This window comes from Variovorax sp. GW823-FHT04B03, from assembly GCF_058796495.1.
This window is the reverse complement of record NZ_JBXAIT010000002.1, coordinates 805,427-832,167: the sequence shown is the minus strand read 5'-3', so window position 1 is coordinate 832,167 and position 26,741 is coordinate 805,427. Positions and strand designations below refer to the sequence as shown.

24 protein-coding genes are annotated in these 26,741 nt (G+C 69.1%); 20 read left to right on the top strand and 4 right to left on the bottom strand.

Features of this window, described 5'->3' with window-relative positions; all coding sequences use genetic code 11:
- Positions 1-4 precede the first annotated feature (4 nt).
- The 12 genes from AC1RAD_RS12605 to AC1RAD_RS12550 all read left to right on the top strand — a co-directional run bounded on the left by AC1RAD_RS12605 (position 5) and on the right by AC1RAD_RS12550 (position 13,152).
- Positions 5-2,101, top strand: coding sequence for a filamentous hemagglutinin family protein (locus AC1RAD_RS12605; RefSeq protein WP_492735085.1), 2,097 nt, complete (start codon positions 5-7; stop codon positions 2,099-2,101).
- A 258-nt stretch (positions 2,102-2,359) separates the two neighbouring features.
- Entirely contained in the window at positions 2,360-4,012 is a 1,653-nt protein-coding gene (locus AC1RAD_RS12600; RefSeq protein WP_492735084.1) for a ShlB/FhaC/HecB family hemolysin secretion/activation protein, read from the top strand.
- Between the two features lie 80 nt (positions 4,013-4,092).
- Positions 4,093-5,901, top strand: a complete 1,809-nt coding sequence (locus tag AC1RAD_RS12595) for a DUF2341 domain-containing protein (protein ID WP_095947038.1) — start codon at positions 4,093-4,095, stop codon at positions 5,899-5,901.
- A gap of 12 nt (positions 5,902-5,913) precedes the next feature.
- The gene (locus AC1RAD_RS12590) at positions 5,914-6,327 is read left to right on the top strand and encodes an ExbD/TolR family protein (RefSeq protein WP_062474100.1); all 414 of its coding nucleotides are present in this window, start codon (positions 5,914-5,916) and stop codon (positions 6,325-6,327) included.
- Between the two features lie 10 nt (positions 6,328-6,337).
- Positions 6,338-7,081: an energy transducer TonB gene (locus AC1RAD_RS12585; protein ID WP_492735083.1), complete on the top strand. Its 744-nt coding sequence runs from the start codon at positions 6,338-6,340 to the stop codon at positions 7,079-7,081.
- Positions 7,078-8,937: a putative porin gene (locus tag AC1RAD_RS12580; RefSeq protein WP_492735081.1), complete on the top strand. Its 1,860-nt coding sequence runs from the start codon at positions 7,078-7,080 to the stop codon at positions 8,935-8,937. Before AC1RAD_RS12585 ends, AC1RAD_RS12580 begins: the two co-directional genes overlap by 4 nt.
- A 13-nt stretch (positions 8,938-8,950) precedes the next feature.
- Positions 8,951-9,676: a hypothetical protein gene (locus tag AC1RAD_RS12575; protein WP_369646545.1), complete on the top strand. Its 726-nt coding sequence runs from the start codon at positions 8,951-8,953 to the stop codon at positions 9,674-9,676.
- Entirely contained in the window at positions 9,673-10,620 is a 948-nt protein-coding gene (locus AC1RAD_RS12570; RefSeq protein ID WP_492735079.1) for a peptidylprolyl isomerase, read from the top strand. The genes AC1RAD_RS12575 and AC1RAD_RS12570 overlap by 4 nt, the downstream gene beginning before the upstream one ends.
- A 35-nt stretch (positions 10,621-10,655) precedes the next feature.
- Positions 10,656-11,207, top strand: a complete 552-nt coding sequence (locus AC1RAD_RS12565) for a YbjN domain-containing protein (RefSeq protein WP_492696746.1) — start codon at positions 10,656-10,658, stop codon at positions 11,205-11,207.
- An 11-nt stretch (positions 11,208-11,218) separates the two neighbouring features.
- The gene (locus tag AC1RAD_RS12560) at positions 11,219-11,503 is read left to right on the top strand and encodes a hypothetical protein (protein ID WP_070061194.1); all 285 of its coding nucleotides are present in this window, start codon (positions 11,219-11,221) and stop codon (positions 11,501-11,503) included.
- Between the two features lie 67 nt (positions 11,504-11,570).
- Positions 11,571-12,587, top strand: coding sequence for a phosphotransferase enzyme family protein (locus AC1RAD_RS12555; protein ID WP_492735078.1), 1,017 nt, complete (start codon positions 11,571-11,573; stop codon positions 12,585-12,587).
- Positions 12,588-12,693: 106 nt separating this feature from the next.
- Positions 12,694-13,152 (top strand): DUF4124 domain-containing protein, encoded by a 459-nt coding sequence (locus AC1RAD_RS12550; protein ID WP_492735077.1) that lies wholly within the window; start codon positions 12,694-12,696, stop codon positions 13,150-13,152.
- A 12-nt stretch (positions 13,153-13,164) separates the two neighbouring features.
- Here AC1RAD_RS12550 and AC1RAD_RS12545 read toward each other — a convergent pair whose 3' ends face one another.
- Positions 13,165-13,848 (bottom strand): class I SAM-dependent methyltransferase, encoded by a 684-nt coding sequence (locus tag AC1RAD_RS12545; RefSeq protein ID WP_492735076.1) that lies wholly within the window; start codon positions 13,846-13,848, stop codon positions 13,165-13,167.
- Between the two features lie 110 nt (positions 13,849-13,958).
- On the opposite strand from AC1RAD_RS12545, the gene AC1RAD_RS12540 reads away from it, so the two are divergent.
- Together AC1RAD_RS12540 and AC1RAD_RS12535 are read left to right on the top strand one after the other, a co-directional pair.
- A complete protein-coding gene (locus tag AC1RAD_RS12540; RefSeq protein ID WP_492735075.1) occupies positions 13,959-14,414 on the top strand; it encodes a GNAT family N-acetyltransferase in 456 nt (151 codons plus the stop codon).
- A 19-nt stretch (positions 14,415-14,433) separates the two neighbouring features.
- Positions 14,434-14,970, top strand: a complete 537-nt coding sequence (locus AC1RAD_RS12535; protein WP_492735074.1) for a shikimate kinase — start codon at positions 14,434-14,436, stop codon at positions 14,968-14,970.
- 51 nt (positions 14,971-15,021) lie between these two features.
- On the opposite strand, the gene AC1RAD_RS12530 is transcribed toward AC1RAD_RS12535, so the two are convergent.
- Positions 15,022-16,221 (bottom strand): MFS transporter, encoded by a 1,200-nt coding sequence (locus AC1RAD_RS12530; RefSeq protein WP_492735073.1) that lies wholly within the window; start codon positions 16,219-16,221, stop codon positions 15,022-15,024.
- A gap of 410 nt (positions 16,222-16,631) precedes the next feature.
- Here AC1RAD_RS12530 and AC1RAD_RS12525 point away from each other — a divergent pair, with 410 nt between their 5' ends.
- Positions 16,632-18,041, top strand: a complete 1,410-nt coding sequence (locus AC1RAD_RS12525) for a DUF2130 domain-containing protein (RefSeq protein WP_095745864.1) — start codon at positions 16,632-16,634, stop codon at positions 18,039-18,041.
- A 29-nt stretch (positions 18,042-18,070) separates the two neighbouring features.
- Positions 18,071-18,478, top strand: coding sequence for a GNAT family N-acetyltransferase (locus AC1RAD_RS12520; RefSeq protein ID WP_492735071.1), 408 nt, complete (start codon positions 18,071-18,073; stop codon positions 18,476-18,478).
- Between the two features lie 18 nt (positions 18,479-18,496).
- Here the strand turns inward: AC1RAD_RS12520 and AC1RAD_RS12515 are convergent, their stop codons facing one another.
- Entirely contained in the window at positions 18,497-19,021 is a 525-nt protein-coding gene (locus AC1RAD_RS12515; RefSeq protein ID WP_062474115.1) for an Lrp/AsnC family transcriptional regulator, read from the bottom strand.
- Between the two features lie 92 nt (positions 19,022-19,113).
- Between AC1RAD_RS12515 and AC1RAD_RS12510 the strand changes: the two genes are divergently transcribed.
- Entirely contained in the window at positions 19,114-22,722 is a 3,609-nt protein-coding gene (locus AC1RAD_RS12510) for an indolepyruvate ferredoxin oxidoreductase family protein (RefSeq protein ID WP_492735070.1), read from the top strand.
- Between the two features lie 84 nt (positions 22,723-22,806).
- The gene (locus AC1RAD_RS12505) at positions 22,807-23,163 is read left to right on the top strand and encodes a hypothetical protein (protein ID WP_492735068.1); all 357 of its coding nucleotides are present in this window, start codon (positions 22,807-22,809) and stop codon (positions 23,161-23,163) included.
- Here the strand turns inward: AC1RAD_RS12505 and AC1RAD_RS12500 are convergent.
- Positions 23,141-24,097 (bottom strand): LysR family transcriptional regulator, encoded by a 957-nt coding sequence (locus tag AC1RAD_RS12500; RefSeq protein WP_487848534.1) that lies wholly within the window; start codon positions 24,095-24,097, stop codon positions 23,141-23,143. The genes AC1RAD_RS12505 and AC1RAD_RS12500 overlap by 23 nt on opposite strands.
- A gap of 134 nt (positions 24,098-24,231) precedes the next feature.
- Between AC1RAD_RS12500 and AC1RAD_RS12495 the strand changes: the two genes are divergently transcribed.
- Positions 24,232-25,473 (top strand): metal-dependent hydrolase family protein, encoded by a 1,242-nt coding sequence (locus AC1RAD_RS12495; RefSeq protein ID WP_492735066.1) that lies wholly within the window; start codon positions 24,232-24,234, stop codon positions 25,471-25,473.
- A gap of 63 nt (positions 25,474-25,536) precedes the next feature.
- Positions 25,537-26,727 carry a M24 family metallopeptidase gene (locus AC1RAD_RS12490; RefSeq protein WP_492735064.1) on the top strand — a complete coding sequence of 397 codons (1,191 nt, stop codon included), beginning with the start codon at positions 25,537-25,539 and terminating at the stop codon, positions 26,725-26,727.
- Positions 26,728-26,741 lie beyond the last annotated feature (14 nt).

Sequence of the window (26,741 nt, the reverse complement as noted above, 5' to 3'; positions counted from 1 at the left end):
CAGCGTGGCCGACGTGGCGCCGGCGGGCCAGCCGCCGTCGCGCTTCTATGCGCTGGAGGGCGACATCGTGGGCCTGCGCACCGGCTCGATCGTCTACCGCGGCTCCAACACCGGCGTGGCGACGCCGAACGGGCTCTGGTACGAAGGCGCCGGCCCGGTGGCGATCCGCGCCGGGCGCGACATCGTCGGCGCCGGCACCGCGCTGGGCGAGGTCGATCTCGTGCCGTCGGAGGGCGCGGGCTGGCGCGGGCGCGATTTTCCCGGCCGGCCGGAACTGCCGCCGCAGCCGCAGACGCTGAACGCCGCCTCGGCGCGCGGCAACCTGATCGTGCACCGCCACGCCGATGACGTGTCGGTGGTGGAGGCCGGGCGCGACATCCGCAACAGCAGCTTCCACATCGCCGGCCCCGGCGAGCTGGTACTGAGCGCCGGGCGCGAGCTGTACATGGCCGACAAGGGCGAGCTCAAGAGCCTGGGCGCCATCGTCAACGTGAAGCCGGGCGACCGCAGCAACGGCGCCGGCATCTCGGTGGCGGTGGGCGTGGGCCGCGACGGGCCGGACTGGGCCGGCTTTGCCGCGCGCTACCTCGACCCCAAGCGCCGCGCCGCGAGCGGCCAGCCCTTCGCCGACCAGCCCGGCACCGCGCTGTACAGCTATGGCGGCGAGCTCACGCTGGCCGGGTGGCTGTCGCAGCAGTTCGGCTACGGCGGCGACGAGGCCGGCGCCGATGCCTACCTGAAGCGCAAGCAGGCCGAGATCGACGGCCAGCGCAGCGAAGGCGGCGGCAGCACGCGCCGCGACCTGGTGCGCGAGTTCGGCCTGGCCGAAGGCCTGCACCTGGTGAACTGGCTGCGCGATCGCTTCGGCGGGCGCAACAGCCAGGGCCGCCACTTCGACGCCGCCACCATGGACGCGCAGGCCTTCTTCGCCGCGCTGCCGCCCGAGCAGCAGCAGGTGTACCTGCGCAACGTGTACTTCGCCGAGCTGCGCGCCGGCGGGCGCGAGTACAACGAGGAGGGCGGCCCGCGCCGGGGCAGCTACCTGCGCGGGCGCGAGGCCATCGCCACGCTGTTCCCCGCGCAGGGCGCCGACGGCAGCGCGCGCCGCTACCAGGGCGACCTGACCATGTTCAGCAGCGCCAACTACTACGCGAGCAGCTCGGACCCGTTCACCAAGCGCCCGCAGGCCGGCAAGAGCTACCTGCGGCGCGATGCCTGGACGGCCGCCGGCCGGCCCAGCGACATCGGCGTGTACGACGCGCTCGACGCCGGCATCCACACCAACTTCGGCGGCAACGTGAACATCCTCGTGCCGGGCGGGCGCACGCTGGTGGGGGTGGACGGCGGCTTCGTGCCGGGCGAGGGCTCGGGCGTGCTGACGCAGGGCGCGGGCGAGGTGCAGATCTATTCGCTGGACAGCATCCTGCTGGGCCAGAGCCGCATCTTCACCACCTTCGGCGGCGGCATCCTGGCCTGGTCGGCGCAGGGCGACATCAACGCCGGGCGCGGCTCCAAGTCGACCGTGGTCTACACGCCGCAGCGGCGCCTGTACGACGACGCCGGCAACGTCAGCCTGTCGCCGACCACGCCCAACACCGGCGCCGGCATCGCCACGCTGAACCCGATCCCCGAGGTGCCGCCGGGCGACATCGACCTGATCGCGCCGCTGGGCACCATCGACGCGGGCGAGGCGGGCATCCGCGTGTCGGGCAACGTGAACCTGGCGGCGCTGCGCGTGGCCAATGCCGAGAACATCCAGGTGCAGGGCAAGTCCACCGGCGTCCCGGTGGTGGCGGCGGTGAACGTGGGCGCGCTCACCAACGCCAGCGCCGCCGCCTCGCAGGCCGCGACCGCGGCGCAGGACGCCGTGCAGCGCGACCGCGCGGCCCAGCGCCAGGCGCTGCCCTCGGTGTTCACCGTGCGCGTGCTCGGCTTCGGCAACGAACCCGCGGGCGGCGAGGGCGGTAGCGGTGCCGGCCGCGAGCGCAGCGGCGCGGCCTACGACCCCAGGGGCGTGGTGCAGGTGCTCGGCGCGGGCGCGCTCACGACCGCGCAGATGCAGTCGCTCACGCCGGGCGAGCAGCGGGGGCTGAAACGCTGAGGCGCTGAACCTTTGCGCTACCCGCATAGGCGGAAAAAACACAAGGGCCTCCCATGCGGAGGCCCTTCTTCTTATGTGCGCGAAACCCGCCGCGCCGGACCTCGTGCCGATTTCTTGATGAAGTTTTCGTGACAAACGACAGTCGCCGCGCACGCCGTGCGTCTAGGTATCGGTACGCAGCAGCGACATGAAGGCTCTCCACCATGAGCCGCTGCCACGCGAGCTTCATCCTTGAGAACCGAGCTGTAAATGCATGACATGAAGAAGAACGCCCCACCGACCTGCTGGAGAGCGGTGTGGCTGGCGGTGATGGCGATCGGTGCCCCGGCGGCAGCGTTCGCACAAGCACCTGCCGCTGTCTCCACGCCGGCCGCGACCTCGGCCACCCCACCGGCCGCGCCCGCAACCACCGAACCGGCCCGCAAGGTCGACATCGCCGAATACATCGTGCGCGGCAACACCGTGCTCGACGCCCGCGCCATCGAGAAGGCGGTCACGCCCTTCCTCGGCCCCGAGCGCACGCTCAAGGACGTGGAGGGCGCGCGCGACGCGCTGCTCGCGGCCTACCAGGCGGCGGGCTACCAGTCGGTGTACGTCGACCTGCCCGAACAGCAGGTCACGCAGGGCGTGGTGTTCCTGCAGGTCAACGAGACCCGCGTGGGCCGCGTGCGCGTGGTGGGCGCCGAGTACAACTCGCCGCTCGACGTGCGCGACCAGGTGCCGGCGCTGAAGGAGGGCGGCGTGCCCGACTTCAACAAGGCCCAGGCCGAGCTCACCGCGCTCAACCGCAGCCCCAAGCGCCAGGTGATGCCGCTGGTGCGCCCCGGCACCATGCCGGGCACGATGGACGTCGACCTGAAGGTCGAGGACCAGAGCCCGTGGCGTGCCAGCGTGGGCCTGAACAACGACTACAGCGCCGACACGCGCAAGCTGCGCGCCAGCGCCTCGCTGGGCCACGACAACCTCTGGCAGATGGGCCACAGCGCCTCCATCAGCTTCTTCGGCGCGCCGCAGGACCTGAACCAGACGCAGGTGTTCTCGGCCTCCTACAACGCGCCGCTCAAGGGCACGAACTGGAGCCTGGAGGCCAACGCCTTCGTGTCCGACAGCAACGTGGCCACCGTGGGCGGCACCACCGTGCTGGGCAAGGGCCACTCGATCGGCCTGAAGGCCACCTACACGGTGCCCAACACCGGCAACTGGTGGCATGCCTTCAGCGTGGGCGTCGACTTCAAGAACAACAAGGAAGCGCTGACGCTCAAGGGCAGCGGCGACACCGTGCCGCTCAAGTACGCGCCGATCACGCTGTCGTACTCGGGCTTCCGCCAGACCGACAAGAGCCAGTACGGCGTGGGCGTGTCGCTGGTGGCGGGCACCAGCAGCTCGTTCAAGTACGGCAGCGACTGGGCGGCCTTCGACTACAAGCGCTACAAGGCCTCGCCCAGCTTCATGGTGCTCAAGACCGACCTCAACGGCGCGCACAGCTTCGAGGGCGGCACGCAGGTGGCCTTCCGCGTCAACGCACAGATGACCGATTCGCCGCTCGTCTCGAGCGAGCAGATCGCCGCGGGCGGCATGAACTCGGTGCGCGGCTACCTCTCGGCCGAGGCCACCGGCGACTACGGCGTGGTCGGCTCGGTCGAGCTGCGCAGCAAGCCGCTGGCCTTCCTGGGCAGCACCGTCGAGAACTGGCGCGTGTACGCCTTTGCCGACGCCGCGCGGCTGCGCCTGAAGAGCCCGCTGCCCGAGCAGGCCGAGCGCTTCTCGCTGTATTCGGTGGGCGTGGGCACGACCTTCAAGGTGGGCACGTATTTCTCGGGCCGCGTCGACATCGGCTATCCGCTGGTCGACGGGCCGCGCACCAGGAAGCACGACACGCAGGTGAATTTCAGCATCACCGCGAGCTACTGACCGAACGAACGACCGACGGCAACAGCCATTCCTCTTTTCGATTTTTTTCTCATTCCACGAGCTTTCCGGAGAACCCTGTCATGCGACGACTTCTTTTCATCGCGCTCACGCTGTTGAGCACGCTCCTGCCGGGCCTGGCCCATGCCTGGTGGCAGGCCGAGTGGGCCTACCGCAAACCCGTCACCATCGACGGCGGCCCGCAGGCCGGCGCCATCGGCAGCGATGCCGGGCGCGTGCCGGTGCTGGTGCGCCTGCACACGGGCAACTTCAAGTTCGAGGGCGTGAGCGAGACCGGCGCCGACCTGCGCTTTGTCGCGGGCGACGACAAGACCGTGCTCAACCACCAGATCGAACAGTTCGATCCGCTGCTGGGCATCGCGCTGATCTGGGTCGACGTGCCCAACGTCTCGGCCGGCACGCCGCAAAAGCTGTGGATGTACTACGGCAACCCCAAGGCCCCGGCCTCGGGCAACGGCCAGCGCAGCTTCGACCCCGACTACACGCTGGTCTACCACTTCGCCGAAGGCGCGGTGCCGCCGCGCGACACCACCGCCTACGGCAACAACGGCCAGACCGCGGCGGTGCCCGTCGAAGGCACGGTCATCGGCAAGGGCGCCCAGCTCGGCAACGGCGCGCTGATGCTGCCCGCCACGCCCTCGCTGGCCGTGACGGCCGGCGGCACGCTGACCTTCTCGGCCTGGATCAAGCCCGATTCGCTCGGTGCGCGCCAGGCGATCTATGCGCGCCGCGACGGCGCCGGCGAGCTCGTGGTCGGCATCGACCAGGGCGTGCCCTTCGTGCAGGTGAACGGCCAGCGCAGCACGCCGGGCCAGCCGGTGCAGGCCGGCCAGTGGTCGCACCTGGCGGTGAAGGCCGAGGGTGACAGCGTCGCGCTGTATGTGGGCGGCCGTCCGGCCGTGTCGCTGGCCGCGAAGCTGCCCGCACTGAACACCGCCGCGGCGCTCGGCGCCGATGCGCCGGCTGCCGCACCCGCTGCACCGGGCGCTGCACCCGTGGCCGGCTTCGCGCCGTTCACCGGTGCGATCGACGAAGTGCGCCTGTCGAAGGTCGCACGCCCCGACGCGCTGCTGCTGGCCGATGCCGTGTCGCAAGGCGCCGAATCGCGCCTGGCCGCGTTTGGCCCCGACGAGCAGCAGGCCGGCAAGAGCCACTTCGGCTTCATCCTGGCCGCGATGCCGCTGGACGCATGGATCGTGGTCGGCCTGCTGGGCCTGATGATGGCGCTGTCGTGGGCCATCATGATCGGCAAGGGCCGCAACTTCGGCGCCACCTCGCGCGCCAACGCCACCTTCATCGAGCACTTCCGCGAAGCCGCCGGTGCGCCGCTGGACCGCCTGGCCACCAACAACACGGTGCCGCAGGAAGTGCGTGCCGATTCCTCGCTGTGGCGCCTGTACGAAGTGGCCATCGAGGAAATGCGCCGCCGCCATGACCGCGGCTACGACCTGAACGCCGTGTCGGCCTCCACCATCGGCGCGATCCGCGCCGCGATGGACGGCGTGATGGTGCGCGAGACCGAGCGGATGTCCAAGCGCATGAACTGGCTGTCGACCACCATCGAAGGCGCGCCGTACGTGGGCCTGTTCGGCACCGTGATCGGCATCATGCTGGTGTTCGTGGTGGCGGCCATGGCCGGGGCCGTGGACATCAACTCGGTGGCGCCCGGCATGGCCGCCGCGCTGCTGTGTACCGCCGCCGGCCTGGGCGTCGCGATCCCCGCGCTGTTCGGCTACAACTGGCTGGCCTCGCGCTCGGACGCCATCGGCGCCGACATGGCCGTGTTCGTCGACGAGTTCGTCACGCGCCTGGCCGAAGAGCAGGGCGAGGGCCGCTCGCTGCCGGTGGCCGTGCAGGCGCGCCGCGCCTGAGGACCGCGCACCATGGCAAACACAGCCGCGAAGTTCGCCGTGCGCAAGCGCACGGGCGGCATCAACATCACGCCCTTCGTCGACGTGCTGCTGGTGGTGCTGGTGATCTTCATCCTCACCAGCAACGCCAGCATCCCGGGCATCAAGGTCGACCTGCCCAAGGCCAGCGCCTCGGTGGCGCTGGAAAAGCCCAAGACCAAGGCCATCACGATCGACAACGCGGGCAACGTGTTCCTGGACGCCTACCCGGTCACGCTGCCCGAACTCGAGGAGCGCCTGCGCACCGAGAAGGCGCTGTCGCCCGACTTTCCCGTGATCGTGCGCGGCGATGCCAGCGTGCAGTACGCGAAAGTGGTCGACGTGCTCGACCTGCTGCGCCGCATCGAGCTGAACCAGATCGGCCTCGTGACCGGCAAGCAGAAGTGAGGACCGGAGCGTGAACCCTCGCGACCCGATTTCTTCTGCCTCGCCCGCGCCGCGCTCCAGCGGCACGGGTGGAACGGCCGCGCTGTGGCGCCGCTGGGGCGGGGTGGTCATCGGCCTGGCGATCGTCGTGGCGCTGGCGCTGCTCGTGTGGCGGCTCCTGTCCGACACCGCGAGCCAGAAGCGCGTGGTGGCCGACGCGCCCACGCTGATGCTGCCGCCGCCCCCGCCACCGCCGCCCGAACCCGAGAAGCTGCCCGAGCCCGAGCCGGAAAAGATCAAGCCCGAAGTGGTCGAGCCCGAGCCCAAGCCGGTCGAGCCGCTGGAAGCGCCAAAGGACGACGCGCCGCCCAGTCCCTCGAAGGACCTGGGCGACCCGGTGACCATGGACAGCGCCGGCCAGGCCGGCAACGACGCCTTCGGCATCCAGGCCGGCAGCGGCGGCGGCATGAGCGGCACCGGCGCCGGCGGCGGCCTGGGCAGCGGCTCGTATGCGCGCTACGTTTCGAGCATGTTGCAGCAGGCGCTGTCGCGCGACCCGCGCACGCGCCAGCTGGTGTTCGACGACATCCAGATCGACCTGTGGCTCGGCGCCGACGGCAAGACCACGCGCGCCCAGCTGGTGCGCGGCACCGGCACCGAGGACATCGACGAGGCCGTGCTGGCGCTGGTGCGCGGGCTCGATCGCGTCGACGAACGTCCGCCGGCCTCGATGCGCTTTCCGATGCGCGTGTCGATGAGAGGCCGCCGGCCATGACTTTCCACACCTGTACGGCCGACGCCCGGCCCGACTCCTTTCCTCCAGTGAACGAAGCGATGAACACCCTGCACAACACCCTCCCGCGCCGGGGCGCGATGCCGGCCCTGCGCCAGTGCGCGCTCGCGGCGGCCGTGGCCTCCGCCTTCGTGCTGTCGGCCGGCACCGCCATGGCCCAGACCGCCGCCGCGCCCGCGGGCGAATCCGCCATGGTCAAGCTGATCCGTGGCCTCATTCAAAGCGGCACGCTCGCCAAGGACGTGGGCGAAGCGCTGCTGGCCCAGGCCCAGACCGAAGCCATCGCCGCGCAGCAGGCACAGCGCCAGGCGGCCGTGTCGGCCACCGCCGCATCGGCCACCGTCGCGGGCGGCATGCGCCTCGAAGCGGGCGACGTGCGCGTGCCCTACATCTCGCAGACCGTGCGCGACCAGATCCGCGACGAGGTCAAGGCGCAGGTCATGGCCCAGGCCAAGGACGAAGGCTGGGCCGCGCCCAACGAGACGCCCGAGTGGAGCAAGCGCATCCGCTTCGAAGGCGACGTGCGCGTGCGCAACGAGTCGCGCAGCTACGCCGGCAACAACAGCGACATCGAGATCAACTGGCCCTCGCTCAACCAGGGCGCCGGCTACGACGTCAACCCGAACACCAACCTGTCGCTGCCGTCGATCCTGAACACGCGCCAGGACCGCCGCAACCTGTTCCGCGCCCGCGCACGCGTGGGCCTGCTGGCCGATCTGTCGGAGAACACCAAGGCCGGCGTGCGCCTGGCCTCGGGCGGCGACGAGAGCCCTGTCTCGACCACCACCACGCTGGGCGGCGGCCTGGGCAAGAAGAGCGTGTGGCTCGACCAGATGTGGATCTCGCACAAGCCGACCGACTGGCTCACCGTGACCGGCGGCCGCTTCGGCAACCCCTTCATGTCGACCGACCTGCTGTATTCGAGCGACCTGAACTTCGACGGCATTGCCGCGCAGTTCGACAAGAAACTCGCTGCGAACCGCGACCTGTCGCTGTTCGGCACGCTGGGCCTCATTCCGCTCGAGTACTCGGCGGACGGTTCGCCCACGCGCAGCCAGCGCAAGATGAAGAGCGAGAACAAGTGGCTGCTCGGCGCGCAGGTGGGCGCCGACTGGAAGATCAACGAAGACAACCGCGTGCGCGGCGCGCTGGCGTACTACAACTTCCGCAACGTCAGCGGCCAGGTCTCCGAGCCCTGCGCGCTGTACGCGGGCGCCGACGGCTGCAGCACCGACTGGTCGCGTCCGGCCTTCATGCAGAAGGGCAACACGCTCATGCTGCTGCGCGACATCTCGCTCGACCCGCTCAACCCGGCCGGCACGCCGCAGCCGCAGTACGTGGGCCTGGCCTCGAAGTTCCGCCTGATCGACCTGAACCTGCGCTGGGACACCCAGGTGGCCGGCAACAACCTGCGCCTGGACGCCAACTTCGTGCGCAACACCGCCTACGACGCCAACGACATCTGGAAGCGCGGCGGCATCCGTGGCGCCATCGTGAACAACTTCGGCCCGACCGGCGGCACCACCCAGTCCGACTTCAAGAGCGGCGGCAACGCCTACATGCTGCAGGCCACCTACGGCAAGCCGGCACCGGCCGCGCGCGGCGACTGGAACGTGCTCGCGGGCTACAAGCGCATCGAGCCCGACGCCATGCCCGACGGCTACAACGATTCGAGCTTCCACGGCGGCGGCACCAATGCGCGCGGCTACTTCCTGGGCGGCTCGTACGCGATCGACAAGAACATGTGGTTCACCGGCCGCTGGATCTCGACCAAGGAGGTCTACGGCCCGCCGCTGTCGATCGACACCCTGCAGCTCGAATTCAATGCGCGTTTCTAAGAAGGAGTCCGCCGTGTCCCGAACGATCTTCCCGGCGCTGGCCCTGGCCGCGCTGGCCGCCACGGCCGGCGTCGCGCAGGCCCAGCAGCCGCAGGGCCAGAGCATGGAGGAGCGGCTGCGCGCGCAGCTGCGCACCACCACCACCCAGCTGCAGCAGGCGCAGAACGAGCTGGCCGCGCTCAAGGCCGGCCAGCCCGCGGGCAAGGCGCCCGCGGCACCCGGCGCGCCGCCGGCCGCGTCCGAGCTCGAGACGCTGAAGAAGGAACTGGCCGCCAGCCAGGCCCAGCTCGCGTCCGAGCGCCACGCGCGCGGCCAGGCCAGCGCCGGCAACGCGCAGCTGCGCGAGCAGGCCCAGGCCGCGAGCGAGAAGGCGGGCGCGCAGATCGCGCAGTTCCGCGGCGCCTACGACGAGCTGCTGAAGATGGCGCGCGCCTCCGAGGCCGAGCGCCAGCGCCTGGCCGGCGAGGCCGCGCTGCAGCGCACCGCGCTCACGCAGTGCGAGGCCAAGAACACGCAGCTGTATGCCGTCGGGCAAGAGGTGCTGCGCGCCTACGAAACCATGGACGTGGGCAGCGTGCTCGCCTCGCGCCAGCCCTTCGCGGCGCAAAGCCGCGTCAAGTACGAACAGATCGCGCAGCAGTACGGCGACAAGCTCTACGAGAGCCGCTTCGACGTGCGCGCCGTGAGCGCGCCGGCGCCTGCGGCTGCTGCATCCGCCACGGAAGGAAAGCCCCAATGAACCCCGCACAAGCCACCCCCGCAGCCGGGCTCGGCCGCCGCCTGCGCGCGGCAGCCGGCGTGCTGCTCGTCTCGTCGGTCGGCGTGGCCGCCGCGCAGCAACCCGCCGCGCCCGGCCCCGCCGTGGTCGCACGCATCGGCGAAGTAACCATCGGCCAGGACGAGATCGAGAAGCTGCTGCAGACCCTGCCCGAGACCGAACGCGCCGCCGTCAAGGCCGACCGCGCGAGCCTCGACGGCTGGCTGCGCCAGCGCCTCGTGAGCGAAGCGCTGCTGCGCGACGCCCGTGCCAAGGGCTGGGCCGACCGGCCCGACGTGAAGGCCAAGATCGACGCCGCCACGCGCGAGATCACCGCGCGCATCGTCGCCACCACCTACCTCGAATCCGTGAGCCAGGTGCCCGCGGGCTTCCCGTCGGACGCCGAGGTGAAGGCCGCCTACGACCAGGGCAAGACCGGCTTCAACCTGCCGGCCGCCTACCGCGTGGCGCAGATCTACCTGGCCACGCCCGAGCGCGACCCGGCCGCCATCGCCAAGGTGCGCGACGAAGCCAACCGCCTCGCCAAGCAGGCACGCGGTGGCGACTTCGCCGCCGTGGCGCGCGCCAGCTCGCAGGACCGCCGCAGCGCGGAACGCGGCGGCGAGGTCGACACGCTGCCGCTTGCGCGCATCCTGCCCGAGCTGCGCGACACGGTGGCCAGGCTCAAGCAGGGCCAGGTCAGCGAACCGGTGCAGGCCGAGGCCGGCTTTCACATCGTCAAGCTGCTCGACACCCAGCCCGCGCGCACCGCCACCCTCGAGGAAATGAAGCCGCAGCTGCAGGCCGCGCTGCGCCAGCAGCGGCAGCAGCAACTGGTGCAGGCCTACATGGCCCAGTTGGCGCCGCCGGCGCAACTGAGCATCGACAGCGCCGCGCTCGACGCCGCGCTCAAGAAAACCAACTGAACCCATTCCCCCTTTTCAGAAAGAAGAAGCACACCATGAACACCACCGCCACGACCCCGCAAGCCGACGACCAGGCCGCCACGCCAGTGCCTTTCGACATGCTCGACGCCGTCACGCCCGAGCAGGTGTCGGACGCCATCAAGGCCGCCGGCGGCGCCGTCACCGCCATCGAACAGGATGGCGTGGTGCGCCTGCACAGCGCCAGCCACGGCATCGGCTTCCAGGTGCTGTGGGGCAATGCCGTCACCACCACCCAGTACACCGACTTCACCTTGAGCTGCCCGTTGCGCGTGCAGGGCGGCACGCTGCCCGAGGCCGTGCTCGCCGCCTGGCACCGCAGCAAGCGCTTTGCGCGCGTGGCGCAGCACGGCGACTTCGTCGTGCTCGAGATGGACGTGGTCGTGGCCGGTGGCGTCAGCCCCGCCTACCTGGCGTTTGCCGTGCGCCTGTGGATGCAGATGATGGGCGAGTTCTTCCTGCACCTGCGCAACTACGGCCCCGCCGCCGAGACGCGCGGCGATGCGGCGAATGCCGACGCCGCCGCAGCTGCCACCGCCGCCGTCCAGGGTGTGCCCGCCGCCGCGTGATGCCACTGCCCATGCGCGCTGCATCCGGCCTGTCCGTGGACGACCACCACCATCCCTCGCACGACTCGCCCACGGGCCGCGCCATCCAGGCCGCAGCGCGCCAGGCGCAGCGTGCGCGCCGCGCCGAGACCGTGCGGCTGCGCCAGCGCGCCGCGCTGCTCGAGCTCCTGGTGCAGACCATGGCGGAGCTGCACATCTCGATGGCCGAGCTCAATGCGGCGCGCAAGGCGCTGGCGCCTGCGTGGCGCCAGGTGGGAGACGGGGGCGCCTCGCTCGATCGCGATCTGGAGCGTTGACGCACGGCGGCGAGGCCGCGGAGGGTAGGGCAGAATCGCCCGCCCCACGCTCCCGAAAGGCCGCCCCGTGACGACGCCCGCCCGCTCTGCCCAGATCGCCCAGACCACGCCCACGGGCGCCGCCATCGCAGAGAAGGTGGCGCAGGCCTACGACTTCGGCGAGGTCCGGTCGTGCGAGCTGCTGCGGCGCAGCTTCAACCATGTCTACGGCCTGCAGTTTGCCGACGGCCGCCACGCCGTCGCGCGCCTGAGCGCCGACCGCCCGCGCGGCGCCCCCAACATCGGCTACGAAACGGCGCTGCTCGTGCACCTGAAGGCCAGGGGCGTGCCGGTGGCCGGCGCGCTGGCTGCACGCGATGGCGCACATGCTGTCGCGATGGACCTGCCCGAGGGCGAGCGTCCGCTGATCCTGTTCGAGCACCTCGACGGCGACGTGCCCGGCGACGTGCTGCCCGACGTCGAAGCCACCGGCCACGGCCTGGCGCAGCTGCACGAAGCCGCGCAGGACTACCACGGCCCCGCCAGCCGCTACACCCTGGAACTGCCCGACCTGCTGCACGCGTCGCTCGAGCGCCTGCACGCCGCGCCCACCATGACCGACGCGCTGCGCCCGGAGTTCAGCGCCATCGCACGCACGCTCGAAGCCCGCATCACCGCGATGCCGACCCTGACGCGCGTTCACGGACACGGCGATTGCCACGGCATGAACAACTTCGTGACGGAGGGTCTTGACGGCGCGCGCGTCGCCTCGTTCTTCGACTTCGACGACGCGGGCCCCGGCTGGCTGGCCTACGACCTGTGCGTGTACCTGTGGGCGATGCACCCGCGCACCGTGGGCGGATCGCTCGACGCGACGTCGCTGGCGCGTTGGCGCAGCTACCTGGCGGGCTACCGCAGCGCGCGCCCGTTGCCCTCGGCGGATGTCGACGCCGTCGCCGCCTTCATGGCCGTGCGCCAGTTCTGGCTCATGGGCGAACACGCGGGCCGCATCGCGGTGTGGGGCACGCAGTCGATGCCGACGAGCTGGCTGCGCACGCAGGTGAAGATGTTGACGGCGTGGGCGGAGTTGCGAACACCCGAGTAAGGCGCGGGTTAGGATTCTTTGCATGTCGCACCGGTTGCCGCCCCTGCGTCGACTGGCTGCGGCATCCGCTCTCCTTTTGACCCCATCACCTGACAGTGGGCAACGCATGAAGATTTCAAATCTGGTTCGCGCTGTGCTTGCGACGCTCACCTGCGTGCTGCTCTCATCGCTGGGGCATGCAGAAATCTACAAGTGGGTCGACGCCAAAGGCCAGACGCACTACACCCAGCACAAGGCCGATGCGGGCAACGCCAAGACCGAGGAACTGAAAGTCTCCCCACCACCTGACACGTCGAATACCTTCACGCCGCCCATCAGCGACTGGCGTCCACGTGACCGGTCCGGCCTCCCCACGTCGACCCAGTCGCTCCGGCCCTATGGACCACCCGAACGCAAGGGACCCAAGGCGGTTTCAGACGGCATCGACCACGGCACGAATGCCTCGCGTTGTGCGCTGGCCCGAGACATCCTCAGTGGTGCCCGAGCACGCCGCAACAAGCCCACCGACACCTACGATCGCGAGGTGGCGCAGAACGACATCAAGGCGTTTTGCAACGCGCGCTGATGGAGATGTCGCTCAGGCGTTGGCGACCCAGCCTCTGAACGCCATGCCCGCATAGAACAAGCGGACGTTGGTGAAGCCTGTGTCATCCAGCAGTGCCTCTTCCTGCGCCGGGCTGAGCAGTGTCAACGTCGAGCCGATCGCGGAGGCCGCCTTGCGCGCGTTGTCCGGATCGACGCCGGAAGCCGCCGCGAAAGCGACGTAGCGTGAGAGCCACAGCTCTCGCTCCCCATGTGCCTGGGGAAAGCTGAGATGCGCCATGACGAACGGCGCACCGGGCTTCAGGCGGTGACGAATTTCCATCAGCGTCGACCTGCGTTCATCGAGCGTCAGGAAGTGCATCGTCAGCAGGCAGGTCGCTGCATCGAAGGGGCCTTCGGGTGCGGTGTCGGTGTAGCCATGGTGCAGCGCGACCCGCTCGGCGAGCGGACCCAGCGTTTCCGCGGCGAGGTCGAGCATGGGCTGCGACGGATCGACGCCGACGAAATGCCATCGGGGATGGGCCTGCGCGAGCACCTTCAACTCCATGCCACCGCCAGCGCCGATGACCAGCACGTTGGCAGCGTCCGGCGCGCGTTCGGCGACGAGCAGGGCTGTCATCGTCTGCAGGTCGTGCAGGCCTGGCACCAGGCGGGCGGTCTTCTCGGCGTAGTTGTTGGTGGTGGACGACGTGCTGAAGGCGGGCGTGGGCTGGGACATTTCCACAGTCTATGTGGGCATCGCGCGCTTCGCAGGCGTGGGGCTGCGGGAGAATCCAGTCAGAAGTGGGCCTCGCCCGAACTCGACGTCATTTTGCGGAGACCGCCTGCATGCCCATCCCGTCCCTCAGCGTCCGTCGTGCGGTGTCCGACGACGCCGCCCGCATCGATGCGCTCTACGGCCAACTGGTCGCAGACGCGGCGCGCTGCGTGCTGCCCGAACGCCTGCAGGCGTTGTCCGAAGACCCGAGGACGGCGCTTCTTGTTGCGGAGGTCGACGGCCAGGTGTGCGCCACGGTGCTGGTTTCGCTGTGCGAAGACGTGATGTACAAGCGGCAGCCATTCGCGGTCGTGGAGAACGTCGTCGTCGACGCGGCCGCTCGCAATCGAGGGGTGGGGGCCGCGCTGATGCGGGAGGTCGAGGCGTTCTGTGCGGCGAGCGATTGCTCGAAGATCATGTTGCTGAGTTCGGTGGAGCGTGAGGATGCCCATCGGTTCTTCGAGCGCTGCGGCTTCGATGCCTCGATCAAGCGTGGGCTCGTCAAATATCGACGGTCCTTTGCTTGAAGAGCGACCTCGGGGGCGCATGACAACGATCCTTCATCTCATCGGACCCGGCGGGGCGGGGAAAACCACGGTGGGTCCGTATCTGGCTCGCCGACTGGGCTGGGCGTTCGTCGATCTCGACCAGCACTTCATGTCCCGCGAAGGAAACATCGACGCCGTCATCGAGGCGTCTGGCTACTTGGGCTATGCAAGGCGGAACGCGGCCGTCTATCGGGAGGTTCGATCTGCGTTGACCCGTCCCACCGTTCTCGCGCTTTCGTCCGGATTCCTCACGTATCCGGAAGACGTGGAGGAGGGGTATCCCACGTTGCGTTGCGCCATCGAGACCGACGCGCTGACCTCGCTGCTGCTGCCAGCCTTCGAACTCGAGGCATGCGTGGAGGTGACCGTGCAACGCCAGCTTTCGCGGCCGTATTTGCGCGGTGACAGCGCAAGCGAGGAGCGGCGGATACGGGAGCGATTCCCAAAGTTCATGGCGATGCCGTGTGCCCGTTTCCGCAGCGATGCTGCGCCAGACGACGTCGCGTCGCAGATTGAAAGATTCGTGCGCAGGTGACGGATGCCGCTGCCGAAGAGAGAGCCAAGAGGCTCTCTCTCTCTTGCCGCCTCAGGCTGGTGTCGATACGCGCTTAGCGAGAGCCCCCCTCGCAAGCCGCCAAGTCATCCCGATCCCCACAACCGTCGCGATCAACCCCACCAGGAACACACTGTCGTGACCGTAGTGGTCGGCAATCAGCCCCGCCATCGGGCCCGTGACGCCGTACGCCAGATCCTGGAACGCCGCGAAGCCGCCGATGGCCGTTCCGCGCAGGTGGGCGGGCACGCGCTTGACGGCCTCCAGTCCCATGGCGGGGAAGACCATCGAGCACCCCATGCCGGTCAGCAGTGCGCCCACCATCGCCACGACGGGATGGGGCGCCAGCCACAGCAGCGCTTGACCCACAGCTTCGATCGCGAGGGAGACCAGCGCGACCTTGGTGCCGCCGATGCGGTCGGGCAAGCGACCCGCCAGCAGGCGCACCAGGACGAAGCCCAGGCCGAAGCATGTCAGTCCGTAGCCGGCACCCTGCCAGCCATGGGCCAGGAAGTACAGGGGAAAGAACGCGCCCAAGGCCGCAAAGCCGACGCCTTGCAGGCCCACGACCGCGCCTTGCTTCCAGATGAGTCCCAGCACATCGGAGAAGGGCGCGCGGCGCCCCTGTGCGGACATGGCGGGCGCGATGGACCACAGCATCGCGCCGCTGACCAGCGGCAAGGCGATGCTGCCCGCCATCAGGCCGGCGAAGCCGAGCCGCTCCAGCAGCCAGAGGCCCAGCGGGCCGCCCACCGCGAACGCGCCGTACATGCCGGTGCCGACGAGCGCCATGACCTGCCCGGACCGCGCGGGGCCCATGGCCGCCATCGCCCAGCCCAGCATGCCGACGAGCGCGAAGCTTTCGCCGAGGCCCAGCACGAGACGCCCCACCAGAAGAACCAGGTACGCGCCGACGCCATGGCCCAGCACGGGCAGCGAGGACGCCCAGCACAGGAGCGAAGCCGCCGCATAAAGGACAAGGCCCCGGAACATGGCGACCTTGCCGCCGCGTTCGTCAGCGAGCCGACCCGCCCAGCCGCGACTCAGGATGGTGGACAAGAAAGCAATGCCGACGCCCAGGCCGGACGCGACGTTGCCCATGCCCAGCGTCTGCGACACGTGGAGCGTCACGGCCGGCATCGACATCGCGACAGACAGGTAAGCGAGAAAAAGCGCGAGGGTCATCCAGACCAACGTGCGCAGGGAAGAAGAGTTTGTTTGGACGTTCGTCATCGAGCGCCGCTCCTTGAGTTTTCAAAGGCGGCACCAGCCGGTCGAATGGGCGGGACGATGAGCACCGAAGCGACCCACGCGCACCGCCAGTCGGCATGCGGGTGCCACTGGTGATGCGTTGGTTGACGTAAACGCTTACGGCTGGATGGAGCTCTGAACAGGTCAGAGTCGATTTTTGCAGCGGCGATTCTAGCAACGTGATCGAGAACGCATCACTCGCTCGCAGATGTCGGCCCGGTCTTCACGCGCCTGCCACTCGCCGGCGCTCCCTGTCCGGCTACAGTCGGATGGCTCCATGTCCCTGACCCTATGAACAGCATCACTCCCCGCGATCCCGCCCGAACGGCGCGGCGCTTCGCTGCACTCCCTCTCTTGTCGACGCCCACCCTGACGGTGGAGCGCACATAGCCATGCACGAAATCATCTGCCCCCATTGCAGCAAGGCATTCAAGATCGACGAAGCCGGCTACGCGGACATCCTGAAGCAGGTGCGCGACGGCGATTTCGAGAAGCAGCTGCACGAGCGGCTGGAACTGGCCGAGCGCGACAAGCGCGCCGCCGTCGAACTCGCACAGACCCGGGCCGCCGGCGAACTGCAGAAGGCCGCCGCCGCCAAGGACGGCGAGATCCAGGAACTCAAGGCGAAGCTCGAGGCCGGCGATGTCGCGCGCAAGCTCGCCGTGAGCGAAGCCCTGGGCGCCGTGGAACGGGAGCGCGACGCGCTCGCCAACGAGCTCGAAAAGGCCAAGCAGGACAAGCTGGCCGCCACCGCGCTCGCCGAGGCGCGGCACGTGGGCGAACTGCAGAAGAGCGCCGCCGCGAAGGACGTGGAAATCCAGGAACTGAAGGCCCGGCTCGACGCCATCGAGGTGGCGAAGAAACTCGCGATCAGCGAGGCCGTGAGCGTGGTCGAGAAGGAGCGGGACCAGTGGAAGAGCGGCCTCGAGCGGGCGGAGCTCGAGAAGCAACTCGCCGAGAAATCGCTCAAGGACAAGTACGAAACACAGATCAAGGACCGCGACGACGCGATCGAGCGGCTGCGCGACATGAAGGCGCGCCTCTCGACCAAGATGGTGGGCGAGACCCTGGAGCAGCACTGCGAGACCGAGTTCAACCGCATCCGGTCGATGGCGTTTCCCCGCGCCTATTTCGAGAAGGACAACGACGCGCGCACGGGCAGCAAGGGCGACTACATCTTCCGCGACGCGGACGAGGCCGGCACCGAGATCGTCTCGATCATGTTCGAGATGAAGAACGAGAACGACCGCACGGCCACGAAGAACCGGAACGAAGACTTCCTGAAGGAACTCGACAAGGACCGCACCGAAAAAGGCTGCGAGTACGCGGTGCTGGTGTCGCTGCTCGAGCCCGACAACGAGCTCTACAACACCGGGATCGTCGATGTGTTCCATCGCTACCCGAAGATGTATGTCGTGCGCCCGCAGTTCTTCCTGCCCATCATCACGCTGCTGCGCAATGCGGCGATGAATTCGCTCAAGTACAAGTCGGAGCTGGCGCTGGTCAAGGCGCAGAACATCGACATCACGAAGTTCGAGACCGAGCTGGAGACCTTCAAGGCCGCCTTCGGCAGGAACTACGACCTGGCCCACGGCCACTTCCAGAAGGCGATCGCGGAGATCGACAAGTCGATCGACCACCTGCAGAAGACGAAGGAGGCACTGCTCGGCACCGACCGGAACCTGCGCCTTGCGAACGACAAGGCACAGGACGTGACGATCAAGAAGCTGACGCGCGGCAACCCGACGATGGCGGCCAAGTTCGCTGAACTGAAGAAGCTCGGGTCTTCCGAGACGGAATGACGCTGGCGCCGGCGCTACCCAGGAAATACATGAACCACATCACCATCGACTACCGTCAGGACGTTCCCCTGGACCCGGCCGACGTCGCCCGCGTCTTCGACCGCTCCGGCATCAAGCGCCCCACGAACGACCTCGCCCGCATCGCGCGGATGTTCGCCGCGCCCAGCCTCCTGCTGTCGGCCTGGGTCGACAACGAACTGGTGGGGCTGTCGCGGTCGCTGACCGACCATGCGTACTGCTGCTACCTGTCGGACCTGGCGGTGGACAAGAAGTACCAGGGCCATGGCATCGGCCGGGAACTCGTGCAGCGCACGCAGGCGATCATCGGCGAGGAGGTGTCGTTGATCCTGCTCTCGGCGCCCGACGCGATGTCTTACTACCCGACGCTCGGCTTCGAGCTGGCGCAGAACGCGTACGTCATCCGGCGCAAGCGCTAGAGGCCACTGCGCCACGCCTCACGGCGACCGCCGTGACCCCGCCAGCCCGGCCTTCGCGTCCAGCAGGTGCCCGAGCGGCAGCGCCGTTTCCGACTTGATCTCGCGCAGCACGATGCTCGAGCGCACGTGCGTCACGCCGGGCAGGCTGAACAGCACCTCGTGCAGGAAGCGCTCGTAGTGCTTCATGTCGGGCACGGTCACGTTGAGGATGTAGTCCGCGGGCCCGGTGGCCGACACGCAGCGGATGATCTGCGGGCTCGCGGCCACGGCTTCTTCGAAGCGCTGCACCATCGCCTCGCTGTGGCGGTCGAGGTTCACCTCGGCCACGGCCGACACGTGCAGGCCCACGTGCTCGGGGTCGACGAGCGCGGTGTAGCCGCGGATGACGCCGGCCGCCTCCATGTCCTTGATGCGCTTCCAGCAGGGTGTGGGCGACAGGCCAACGGCCTCGGAAATCTGCTGCACGGTCTGCCGGCCGTCATGCTGCAGTGCAGAAAGAATCTTGAGGCAATGCTCGTCAAGAGAAACAGAACCGACGTTCATCGTGATTTTTGAGTGAATTCTTCTTCAAACAAGGGTCTGCGCCAGTGTATTGAAGAAACACTTACTTGGGGGGGCGCAGAACAATTCCGGGCATGAACGCCCCACTTGAAGCGACCGCACTCCGACGGCCCGACTACCAACTTTCCGACAACCTCTGGGCCGATGCCGGCTCGGTCTTCCTCACCGGCACGCAGGCGCTGATCCGCATCCTGGCGATGCAGGGCCAGCGCGACGCGGCACGCGGCCTGCACACGCAGGGCTTCGTCAGCGGCTACCGCGGCTCGCCGCTGGGCATGGTCGATCAGGCCATCTGGAAGGCCGGCGAGCGCTTCAAGAAAACCGGCATCCGCTTCGTGCCCGCCGTGAACGAGGAACTGGCCGCCACGCAGGTGCTGGGCACGCAGCGTGTCGAATCCGACCCCGAGCGCACCGTCGATGGCGTGTACGCCATGTGGTACGGCAAGGGCCCGGGCGTGGACCGCGCGGGCGATGCACTCAAGCACGGCAATGCGTACGGCTCGTCGCCGCACGGCGGCGTGCTGGTGGTGGCGGGCGACGACCACGGCTGCGTGTCGTCGTCGATGCCGCACCAGAGCGACCACGCCTTCATGGCCTGGCGCATGCCCGTGATGCAGCCCGCCAGCGTGGCCGAGTACCTGGAGTTCGGGCTGTACGGCTATGAGCTGTCGCGCTATTCGGGCGCGTGGGTCGGCATGGCGGCGCTGTCCGAGATCGTCGAGAGCGCGGGCACGGTGGACCTCGATGCGGTGAATGCGCGCGTGGCCGCCTGGGAAGACGCCGATGCCGTGCGCGCCGCCACCGGCCACGCCGCGCCGCCCGACGGCCTGCACTACCGCTGGCCCGACCTGCCGTCGCTGCGCATCGAGTCGCGGCTGGAAGACAAGCTCGCGGCCGTGGCCGCCTTCACCCAACGCAACAGCATCGACCGCCACGTCATCGTGAGCCCGCACGCCAAGGTGGGCATCGTCACCTGCGGCAAGGCGCACCACGACCTGATGGAGGTGCTGCGCCGGCTCGAGCTTTCGCCTGAGCAGCTCGCGCGCGCCGGCGTGCGGCTCTACAAGGTGGGGCTGAGCTTTCCGCTCGAGCAGACGCGCCTGAAGGAATTCGCGCACGGGCTCGACGAGATCCTCGTCGTGGAAGAGAAGGGCGCGGTGGTCGAGACGCAGCTGCGCGACATCTTCTACAACGCACCGCCCGATGCGCGCCCCGTGCTCGTGGGCAAGCACGACCGCGAGGGCCAGCCGCTGGTGTCCGCGCTCGGCGAGCTGCGTCCGTCGCGCCTCATCGAACTGGTCGCGCACTGGCTGGCGGTGCACTTTCCCGACAACCACGACCTCGGCGACCACCTGCAGCATGTGCGCGACTTCACGCCGCCCGAGCTGCTGGGCAACGCGAGCGATGCGGTCAAGCGCCTGCCGTACTTCTGCGCCGGCTGCCCGCACAACACCAGCACCAAGGTGCCCGAAGGCTCGACGGCGCGCGCGGGCATCGGCTGCCACTTCATGGCCAACTGGATGGACCGCAGCACGGCGGGCCTGATCCAGATGGGCGGCGAGGGCGTCGACTGGATCTCGCACGCGATGTTCACGAAGACGCCGCACGTGTTCCAGAACCTGGGCGACGGCACCTACTACCACTCGGGCTACCTCGCGATCCGCCAGGCCGTGGCGGCCAAGGCCACGCTCACCTACAAGATCCTGTTCAACGACGCGGTCGCGATGACGGGCGGCCAGCCGGTCGACGGCGTCATCAGCGTGGACGCCATTGCGCGACAGGTGGAGTCGGAAGGCGTCACCAAGGTGGTGGTCGTGAGCGATGCCATCCATCACTACGACGCCATCAAGAACAAGTTTCCGGCGGGCACCGAGTTCCATGACCGCGCCGCGCTCGACGAGGTGCAGCGCCGCCTGCGCGAAATGCCCGGCGTGACCGTGCTCATCTACGAGCAGACCTGCGCCGCCGAGAAGCGCCGCCGCCGCAAGAAGGGCGAACTGGCCGATCCGCCCAAGCGCCTGTTCATCAACGAGGCTGTGTGCGAAGGCTGCGGCGACTGCACCGTGCAGAGCAACTGCGTGGCCGTGCTCCCGCACGAGACGCCGATGGGCCGCAAGCGCAAGATCGACCAGACCAGCTGCAACAAGGACTACTCCTGTGCCAAGGGCTTCTGCCCCAGCTTCGTGGGCGTCACCGGCGGCAAGCTGCGCCGCAAGAGCGGGGCGCTCGCGGCCGGGCGCGATGCCTTCCTGCACCGCGTGGCGGCGCTCGCGCATCCCGCGCCGCATGCATGGACCGGCCCGTACGACCTGCTCGTGACCGGCGTGGGCGGCACGGGCGTGGTGACGGTGGGCGCGGTCATCGCGATGGCCGCGCACCTCGAGGCCAAGTCGGCCAGCGTGCTCGACTTCATGGGCTTCGCGCAGAAGGGCGGCTCGGTGCTGAGCTTCGTGCGGCTGGCCGACACGCCCGAACGGCTGAACCAGGTGCGCATCGACACGCAGCAGGCCGACGCCATCCTCGCGTGCGACGTGGTGGTGGGCGCCTCGGCCGACGCGCTGCAGACCGTGCGGCACGGGCGCACGCGCGTGCTCGCGAACATCCATGAGATTCCCGTGGCCGAGTCGCTGCGCAACCCCGATGCGGACCTGCATGTCGACCTGCTGCTGGAGAAGATGCGCTTCGTCGCCGGCGAGGAACAGGTCGAGACCTTCGATGCGCAGAGCCTGGCCGAGGAGTTTCTGGGCGACACGCTGGCCGCGAACATCGTCGCGACCGGCTATGCGTGGCAGCGCGGCCTGGTGCCGCTGAGCCTGGAGGCGCTCATGCATGCGATCGAGCTCAACGGCGTGGCCGTGGCGGCCAACCAGTCGGCGTTCTCGCTGGGGCGGCTCGCGGCTGGCGACCCCGCGGCGCTCGATCAGTTGCGCGCGGCACCGGTCGAGGCTGCGGCGCACCAGGTCGACGACCGCCCGCTGGAAACGCTGCTCGCCGATGCGCGTCGCCATCTCACCGGCTACCAGAGCGCCGCGTGGGCCGCGCGCTTCGAGCAGCGCATTCGTGCACTGCAGGCGGTCGAATCCGCACTGCCGGGCGGTGATGCGAGCCTGCCTTTCACGCGCAACGCGGCGCGCAGCCTGCTGAAGCTCATGAGCTACAAGGACGAGTACGAGGTCGCGCGCCTGTACACCGACGGCGCGTTCCTGCAGAAGCTGAAGGACCAGTTCGAAGGCGATCTGAAGCTCGAGTTCCACATGGCCCCGCCACTGCTCTCGCGCCCAGCGCACGGGCAGGCACCCGCCAAGGTGCGCCTCGGTGGATGGATGCTGCCGGCCATGAAGTGGCTGGCCCACGGCAAGCGCCTGCGCGGCACGCCCTTCGACCTGTTCGGCCATACGGCGGAGCGCCGCACCGAGCGCGCGTTGATCGAGCACTTCGACCGCCTGCTGCAGGAGATGGCCACCGCGCTGACCCCCGACAACCAGCCGACCGCCGCACGCATCGCGGCGCTGCCGCTGTCGGTGCGCGGCTTCGGCCATGTGAAGCTGGCGAACCTGGACGCGGCGCGCCTGCGCGAGGCCGAGCTGCTGCACCGCTTTGCGCCGTCGCGCTACGCGAAGCCGGTGGACGCACCCAGCGCCGGGCAGATTCGGGGTATCGCCATCGTGGCAAGCGCGCGGTAGTGGGCGCGGGCGGCGAGCGTGAGTTGCTCGGCTACGATCCTTGCCGAAACACTCACGCCCGCCACACCCCGACGATCGCAGGACATGCGCGCCTTCCTCTACTACGCCCTGATGCTCCTGCTCGGATATGCCTGGTACAGGTACGGACAGAAGCTGCTGCGCAAGGGCTATCGCGATGAGGAGGGCGAACTCACCCAGGGGCTCGTAGGGCCCGTCGGATTCCTCATGGCCGGTGGCGTGACCTGCTACCTCTTCTTCGCGATGCTGCGCGCCCTGGTCCGGGGCGAGGTGCCGTGCGTCGGAAAGGGCTGCGCGGGGCAGGTCTACACGCTGGCGGCGCATGCGGGCGACTACTGGGCCAACCTGTTCTTCCTGGCGTGGTGCGTCCTGGGCCTGGGCTATGCGATGTACGTGACGCTCAGGATCTGGTTCCGGGCTTAGCCCGCGCAGTGCGCGCAGCCGGCTCCCGCGCCAGCATCTCGACGACCAAAGCAATGAACCACTGGTGCAGCGCCGAGGTCTCGTGCCGCTCGTGCCAGACCAGCTCGACGGTGCGCGCCGGCGCCGCCAGCGGTGGCGCCACGCGCTTGAGGCCCGTCATGCGCATCGTCTCCAGGCCCTCGGACCAGGGCAGCACGGCGATCAGGTCGGAGCGGCGTACGGCCTCGTAGGCTGCGGAGTAGTGACTCACCGTGCTGACGAGGTTGCGCTGCAGGCCACGGCTTTGCAGCACGCGGTCGTAGATGCCACCGACACGGCCCGCCAGGCTCACGTCGAGGTGGCGGGCGGCCAGGAATTTCTTCAGCGGAATCTTGTCCAGCTTCGCCAGCGGATGGTCGTTGCGCATGAAGCAGGCGAAGTCCACCGACCACAGCCGGCGTGAGCGCATGAAGCCCGGGCGCTGCACGTCATCGTTGTAGGCGCCGATGGCGAAATCGGCCCGGTTGTCGTCCAGCGACTGCCCGAAGTCCACGACCGTGCCGGGGTGGGTGTGCAGCCGCATCCCTGGCGCGAGTTCGCCGAGCCGTTCGAGCAGGCGGGGGGCGACGATGCAGGCCACGTAGTCGGTCATCGAGACCGTCAGGCGGGCGTCGCTTTGTGAGGCATCGAAGCTCTCGCCCTCGAGCGTGCCCCGGATGGTGCGCAGCGAGCGCGCCAGCGGCGCCCACAACTCCGTGGCGCGCCGCGTCGGGCGGATGCCCGCGCCGTTGCGCACGAACAGAGGGTCGCCGTAGGTTTCGCGCAGCCGGCGCAGCGCATTGCTGACCGTGGGCTGCGTGAGCGACAGCTTGGACGCGGCGCGCGTCACGTTGCCTTCGTTCATGAGGGCTTCGAAGACCTTCAGCAGGTTGAGATCGGCGTTGCGGTAGTTCATGGGCAGGGGAGCCTGAAACCATTCATGCAGTCAATGGAGTGGATTCAGCATATAAATTTTTCGGAATTGTGACGCGATCCTACGATCCCGTCATTCCTCACCGCCCATGCCCTCGGAACCCGGCAAACAGACCCATGACTCAGATCCTCGTCAAGAACGCCCGCCTGCTCGATCCGCTGAAGCCCGAGCTGCAGGACCGCCACGACATCCTGATCGAGGGCGACACCATCCGCGAGGTGTCCGACCGGCCGATCGTGGCGCGCGATGCGCGGGTCATCGATGCCGCCGGCAAGACCGTGATGCCCGGCCTGATCGACCTGCACGTGCACGTGGTGGCCGTCGACCTGAACCTGCAGCGCCAGGCGCTGATGCCCAATGTGTTGGCGACGCTGCGCAGTCTGCCGATCCTGCGCGGCATGCTGCGCCGCGGCTTCACGACCGTTCGCGACGCCGCCGGCGCGGGCGATGCGTTCAAGCAGGCGGTGCAGTCGGGGCTGGCGCAGGGGCCGCGCCTGTTCGTCTCGGGCCGCGCGCTGAGCCAGACCGGCGGCCATGGCGACGGCCGCGCGCGCTCCGACTATCTGGTGGCCAACGCCGTGTGCCCCAACTGCGCCCGCGTGGGCATGCTGGCCCGTGTGGCCGATGGCGTGGACGCCGTGCGCAAGGCTGCGCGCGAAGAACTGCAGATGGGCGCGGACCAGATCAAGATCATGGCCGGCGGCGGCGTGGCGTCGCCTACCGACCCGGTCGATGCGCTGGGCTACAGCGAAGACGAGATCCGCGCCATCGTCGGCGAAGCGGCAGCCCGCAACACCTACGTGCTGGCCCACGCCTACACCCCGGCCGCGATCCAGCGCGTGGTGCGCTGCGGCGTGCGCACGATCGAACACGGCAACCTGGTCGATGCGCCCACCGCCGCGCTCATGGCCGAGCACGGCGCCTATGTGGTGCCCACGCTGGTGACCTACGACGCCCTCGCCAACGAAGGCGCGGCGCTGGGGCTGCCACCCGCCAGCGTGGCCAAGGTGGAAGACGTGCGCGGCGCCGGGCTGCGCTCGCTCGAGATCTACAAGTCGGCCGGCGTGAAGATGGGCTTCGGCACCGACCTGCTGGGCGAGTCGCATCGGCTGCAGAGCGACGAGTTCCGCCTGCGTGCCCAGGTGCTGTCGCCGGCCGAGATCATCGCCAGCGCCACGCTGATCGGCGCCGAGGTGCTGGGCATGAGCGACCGGCTCGGCCGGCTGATCCCGGGCGCGCTGGCCGACCTGTTGCTGGTCGATGGCGACCCGATGCGCAACCTTGATTGCCTGCTGGGGCAGGGCGAGCGCATTCCCCTGGTGATGAAGGCCGGCGTGGTCGAGTTCGACGCGCTGTAGCCCGCACCCCGAGCTGTTCAGACAACCCGCCGGATGCCTCCGGCTCTTTCAAGGAAACGACACATGCCCAAGCTGACGCAAGCCGTCTGGCGGTACCGCCACGACCAGATGGTCCGGTTGATGGACGAACTCGCCGTCGATGCGCTGGTGTTCACCACCGCGGACTTCTTTCAGTTCGCCACCAACTTCTACACCGACGTGCAGCCCTGGGAACGGCCGATCTTCGCGGTCGTGCCGCGCCAGGGCGAGGGCTTCCTGGTCATGAACGAACTGTCGACGAACCACATGCGCTTCTCGATGGAAGCCCACAAGGTGTGGATCACGGACGTCACGTTCTATGCCGAGCATCCGATGGTGAGCAACCGCCTGCCGCTCGTGTCGCAGCTCCCCGAGATCCTCGCCGAGCGCCTGAGCCGCGCCGGCCTGCGCCGCTCGCGCATCGCGCTGGATGCCGGCAGCGGCGTGATGGCGGCCGTGCAGCGCCTGCTGCCCGACCTGAACGTGCGCGTCGCCACCGCGGAAGTGCGCAGCCTGCGCTGGCAGAAGCACGCCGAGGAACTGGCCGTCATGCAGGCCATGGCCGGGCTGACGGACTGGCTGCAGGACCGCTACCGCGACGCGATCAAGCCCGGCCGCCTGGTGCAGGAGATGGACTGCGCCATGGCCAGCCTGTTCGTGCAGGAGGCTGCCGAGCGCTTTCCCGGCGAGCAGTTCGAGGTCGTGCGCTGCTGGACGCTCAGCGGCCCGGCATCGGCCTCGCCGCACGGCGACGGTGCCTCCTGCGGCGCGCGCATCCGCGAAGGCGACGTGCTGGTCAACATCGTCATTCCCCGGCTCAACGGCCTGACGATCGAGAACGAGCGCACCTGGTTCTGCGGGCGCCCCGACGACCAGAAGAAGGCGCTGTGGACGGCCGCGCGCGACGCGACCGATGCGGCCATCGGCGCGGCCGTGACAGGCCGGCCCGTGTGCGCGATCGACGCCGCGGCGCAGGCCGTGATCGAGCGCGCCGGCTTTGCCGACTGCATCCGCCACCGCACGGGCCACGCCATCGGCATCGTGCACCACGAGTACCCGGAGGACATGGCTTTCAGCCAGCGCCCGCTGCGGGACAACGAGGTCTATTCGGCCGAGCCCGGCCTGTACGTCTACGGCGTGGGCGGCTTTCGCATCGACGACACGGTCGTGGTGGGCGCGACGCCGCGTGTGCTCACCGCCACGCCCAAGTCGCTCGACTACGCCACCGTCGGTTGATACCGCTCACACCT

Coding starts and splice junctions, on each gene's coding strand:
- AC1RAD_RS12600 (WP_492735084.1), top strand. CDS start 2,360: ATGAAGAAGAACGCCCCACCGACCTGCTGGAGAGCGGTGTGGCTGGCG.
- AC1RAD_RS12595 (WP_095947038.1), top strand. CDS start 4,093: ATGCGACGACTTCTTTTCATCGCGCTCACGCTGTTGAGCACGCTCCTG.
- AC1RAD_RS12590 (WP_062474100.1), top strand. CDS start 5,914: ATGGCAAACACAGCCGCGAAGTTCGCCGTGCGCAAGCGCACGGGCGGC.
- AC1RAD_RS12580 (WP_492735081.1), top strand. CDS start 7,078: ATGACTTTCCACACCTGTACGGCCGACGCCCGGCCCGACTCCTTTCCT.
- AC1RAD_RS12570 (WP_492735079.1), top strand. CDS start 9,673: ATGAACCCCGCACAAGCCACCCCCGCAGCCGGGCTCGGCCGCCGCCTG.
- AC1RAD_RS12565 (WP_492696746.1), top strand. CDS start 10,656: ATGAACACCACCGCCACGACCCCGCAAGCCGACGACCAGGCCGCCACG.
- AC1RAD_RS12560 (WP_070061194.1), top strand. CDS start 11,219: ATGCGCGCTGCATCCGGCCTGTCCGTGGACGACCACCACCATCCCTCG.
- AC1RAD_RS12550 (WP_492735077.1), top strand. CDS start 12,694: ATGAAGATTTCAAATCTGGTTCGCGCTGTGCTTGCGACGCTCACCTGC.
- AC1RAD_RS12545 (WP_492735076.1), bottom strand. CDS start 13,848: ATGTCCCAGCCCACGCCCGCCTTCAGCACGTCGTCCACCACCAACAAC.
- AC1RAD_RS12540 (WP_492735075.1), top strand. CDS start 13,959: ATGCCCATCCCGTCCCTCAGCGTCCGTCGTGCGGTGTCCGACGACGCC.
- AC1RAD_RS12535 (WP_492735074.1), top strand. CDS start 14,434: ATGACAACGATCCTTCATCTCATCGGACCCGGCGGGGCGGGGAAAACC.
- AC1RAD_RS12530 (WP_492735073.1), bottom strand. CDS start 16,221: ATGACGAACGTCCAAACAAACTCTTCTTCCCTGCGCACGTTGGTCTGG.
- AC1RAD_RS12525 (WP_095745864.1), top strand. CDS start 16,632: ATGCACGAAATCATCTGCCCCCATTGCAGCAAGGCATTCAAGATCGAC.
- AC1RAD_RS12520 (WP_492735071.1), top strand. CDS start 18,071: ATGAACCACATCACCATCGACTACCGTCAGGACGTTCCCCTGGACCCG.
- AC1RAD_RS12515 (WP_062474115.1), bottom strand. CDS start 19,021: ATGAACGTCGGTTCTGTTTCTCTTGACGAGCATTGCCTCAAGATTCTT.
- AC1RAD_RS12510 (WP_492735070.1), top strand. CDS start 19,114: ATGAACGCCCCACTTGAAGCGACCGCACTCCGACGGCCCGACTACCAA.
- AC1RAD_RS12505 (WP_492735068.1), top strand. CDS start 22,807: ATGCGCGCCTTCCTCTACTACGCCCTGATGCTCCTGCTCGGATATGCC.
- AC1RAD_RS12500 (WP_487848534.1), bottom strand. CDS start 24,097: ATGAACTACCGCAACGCCGATCTCAACCTGCTGAAGGTCTTCGAAGCC.
- AC1RAD_RS12495 (WP_492735066.1), top strand. CDS start 24,232: ATGACTCAGATCCTCGTCAAGAACGCCCGCCTGCTCGATCCGCTGAAG.
- AC1RAD_RS12490 (WP_492735064.1), top strand. CDS start 25,537: ATGCCCAAGCTGACGCAAGCCGTCTGGCGGTACCGCCACGACCAGATG.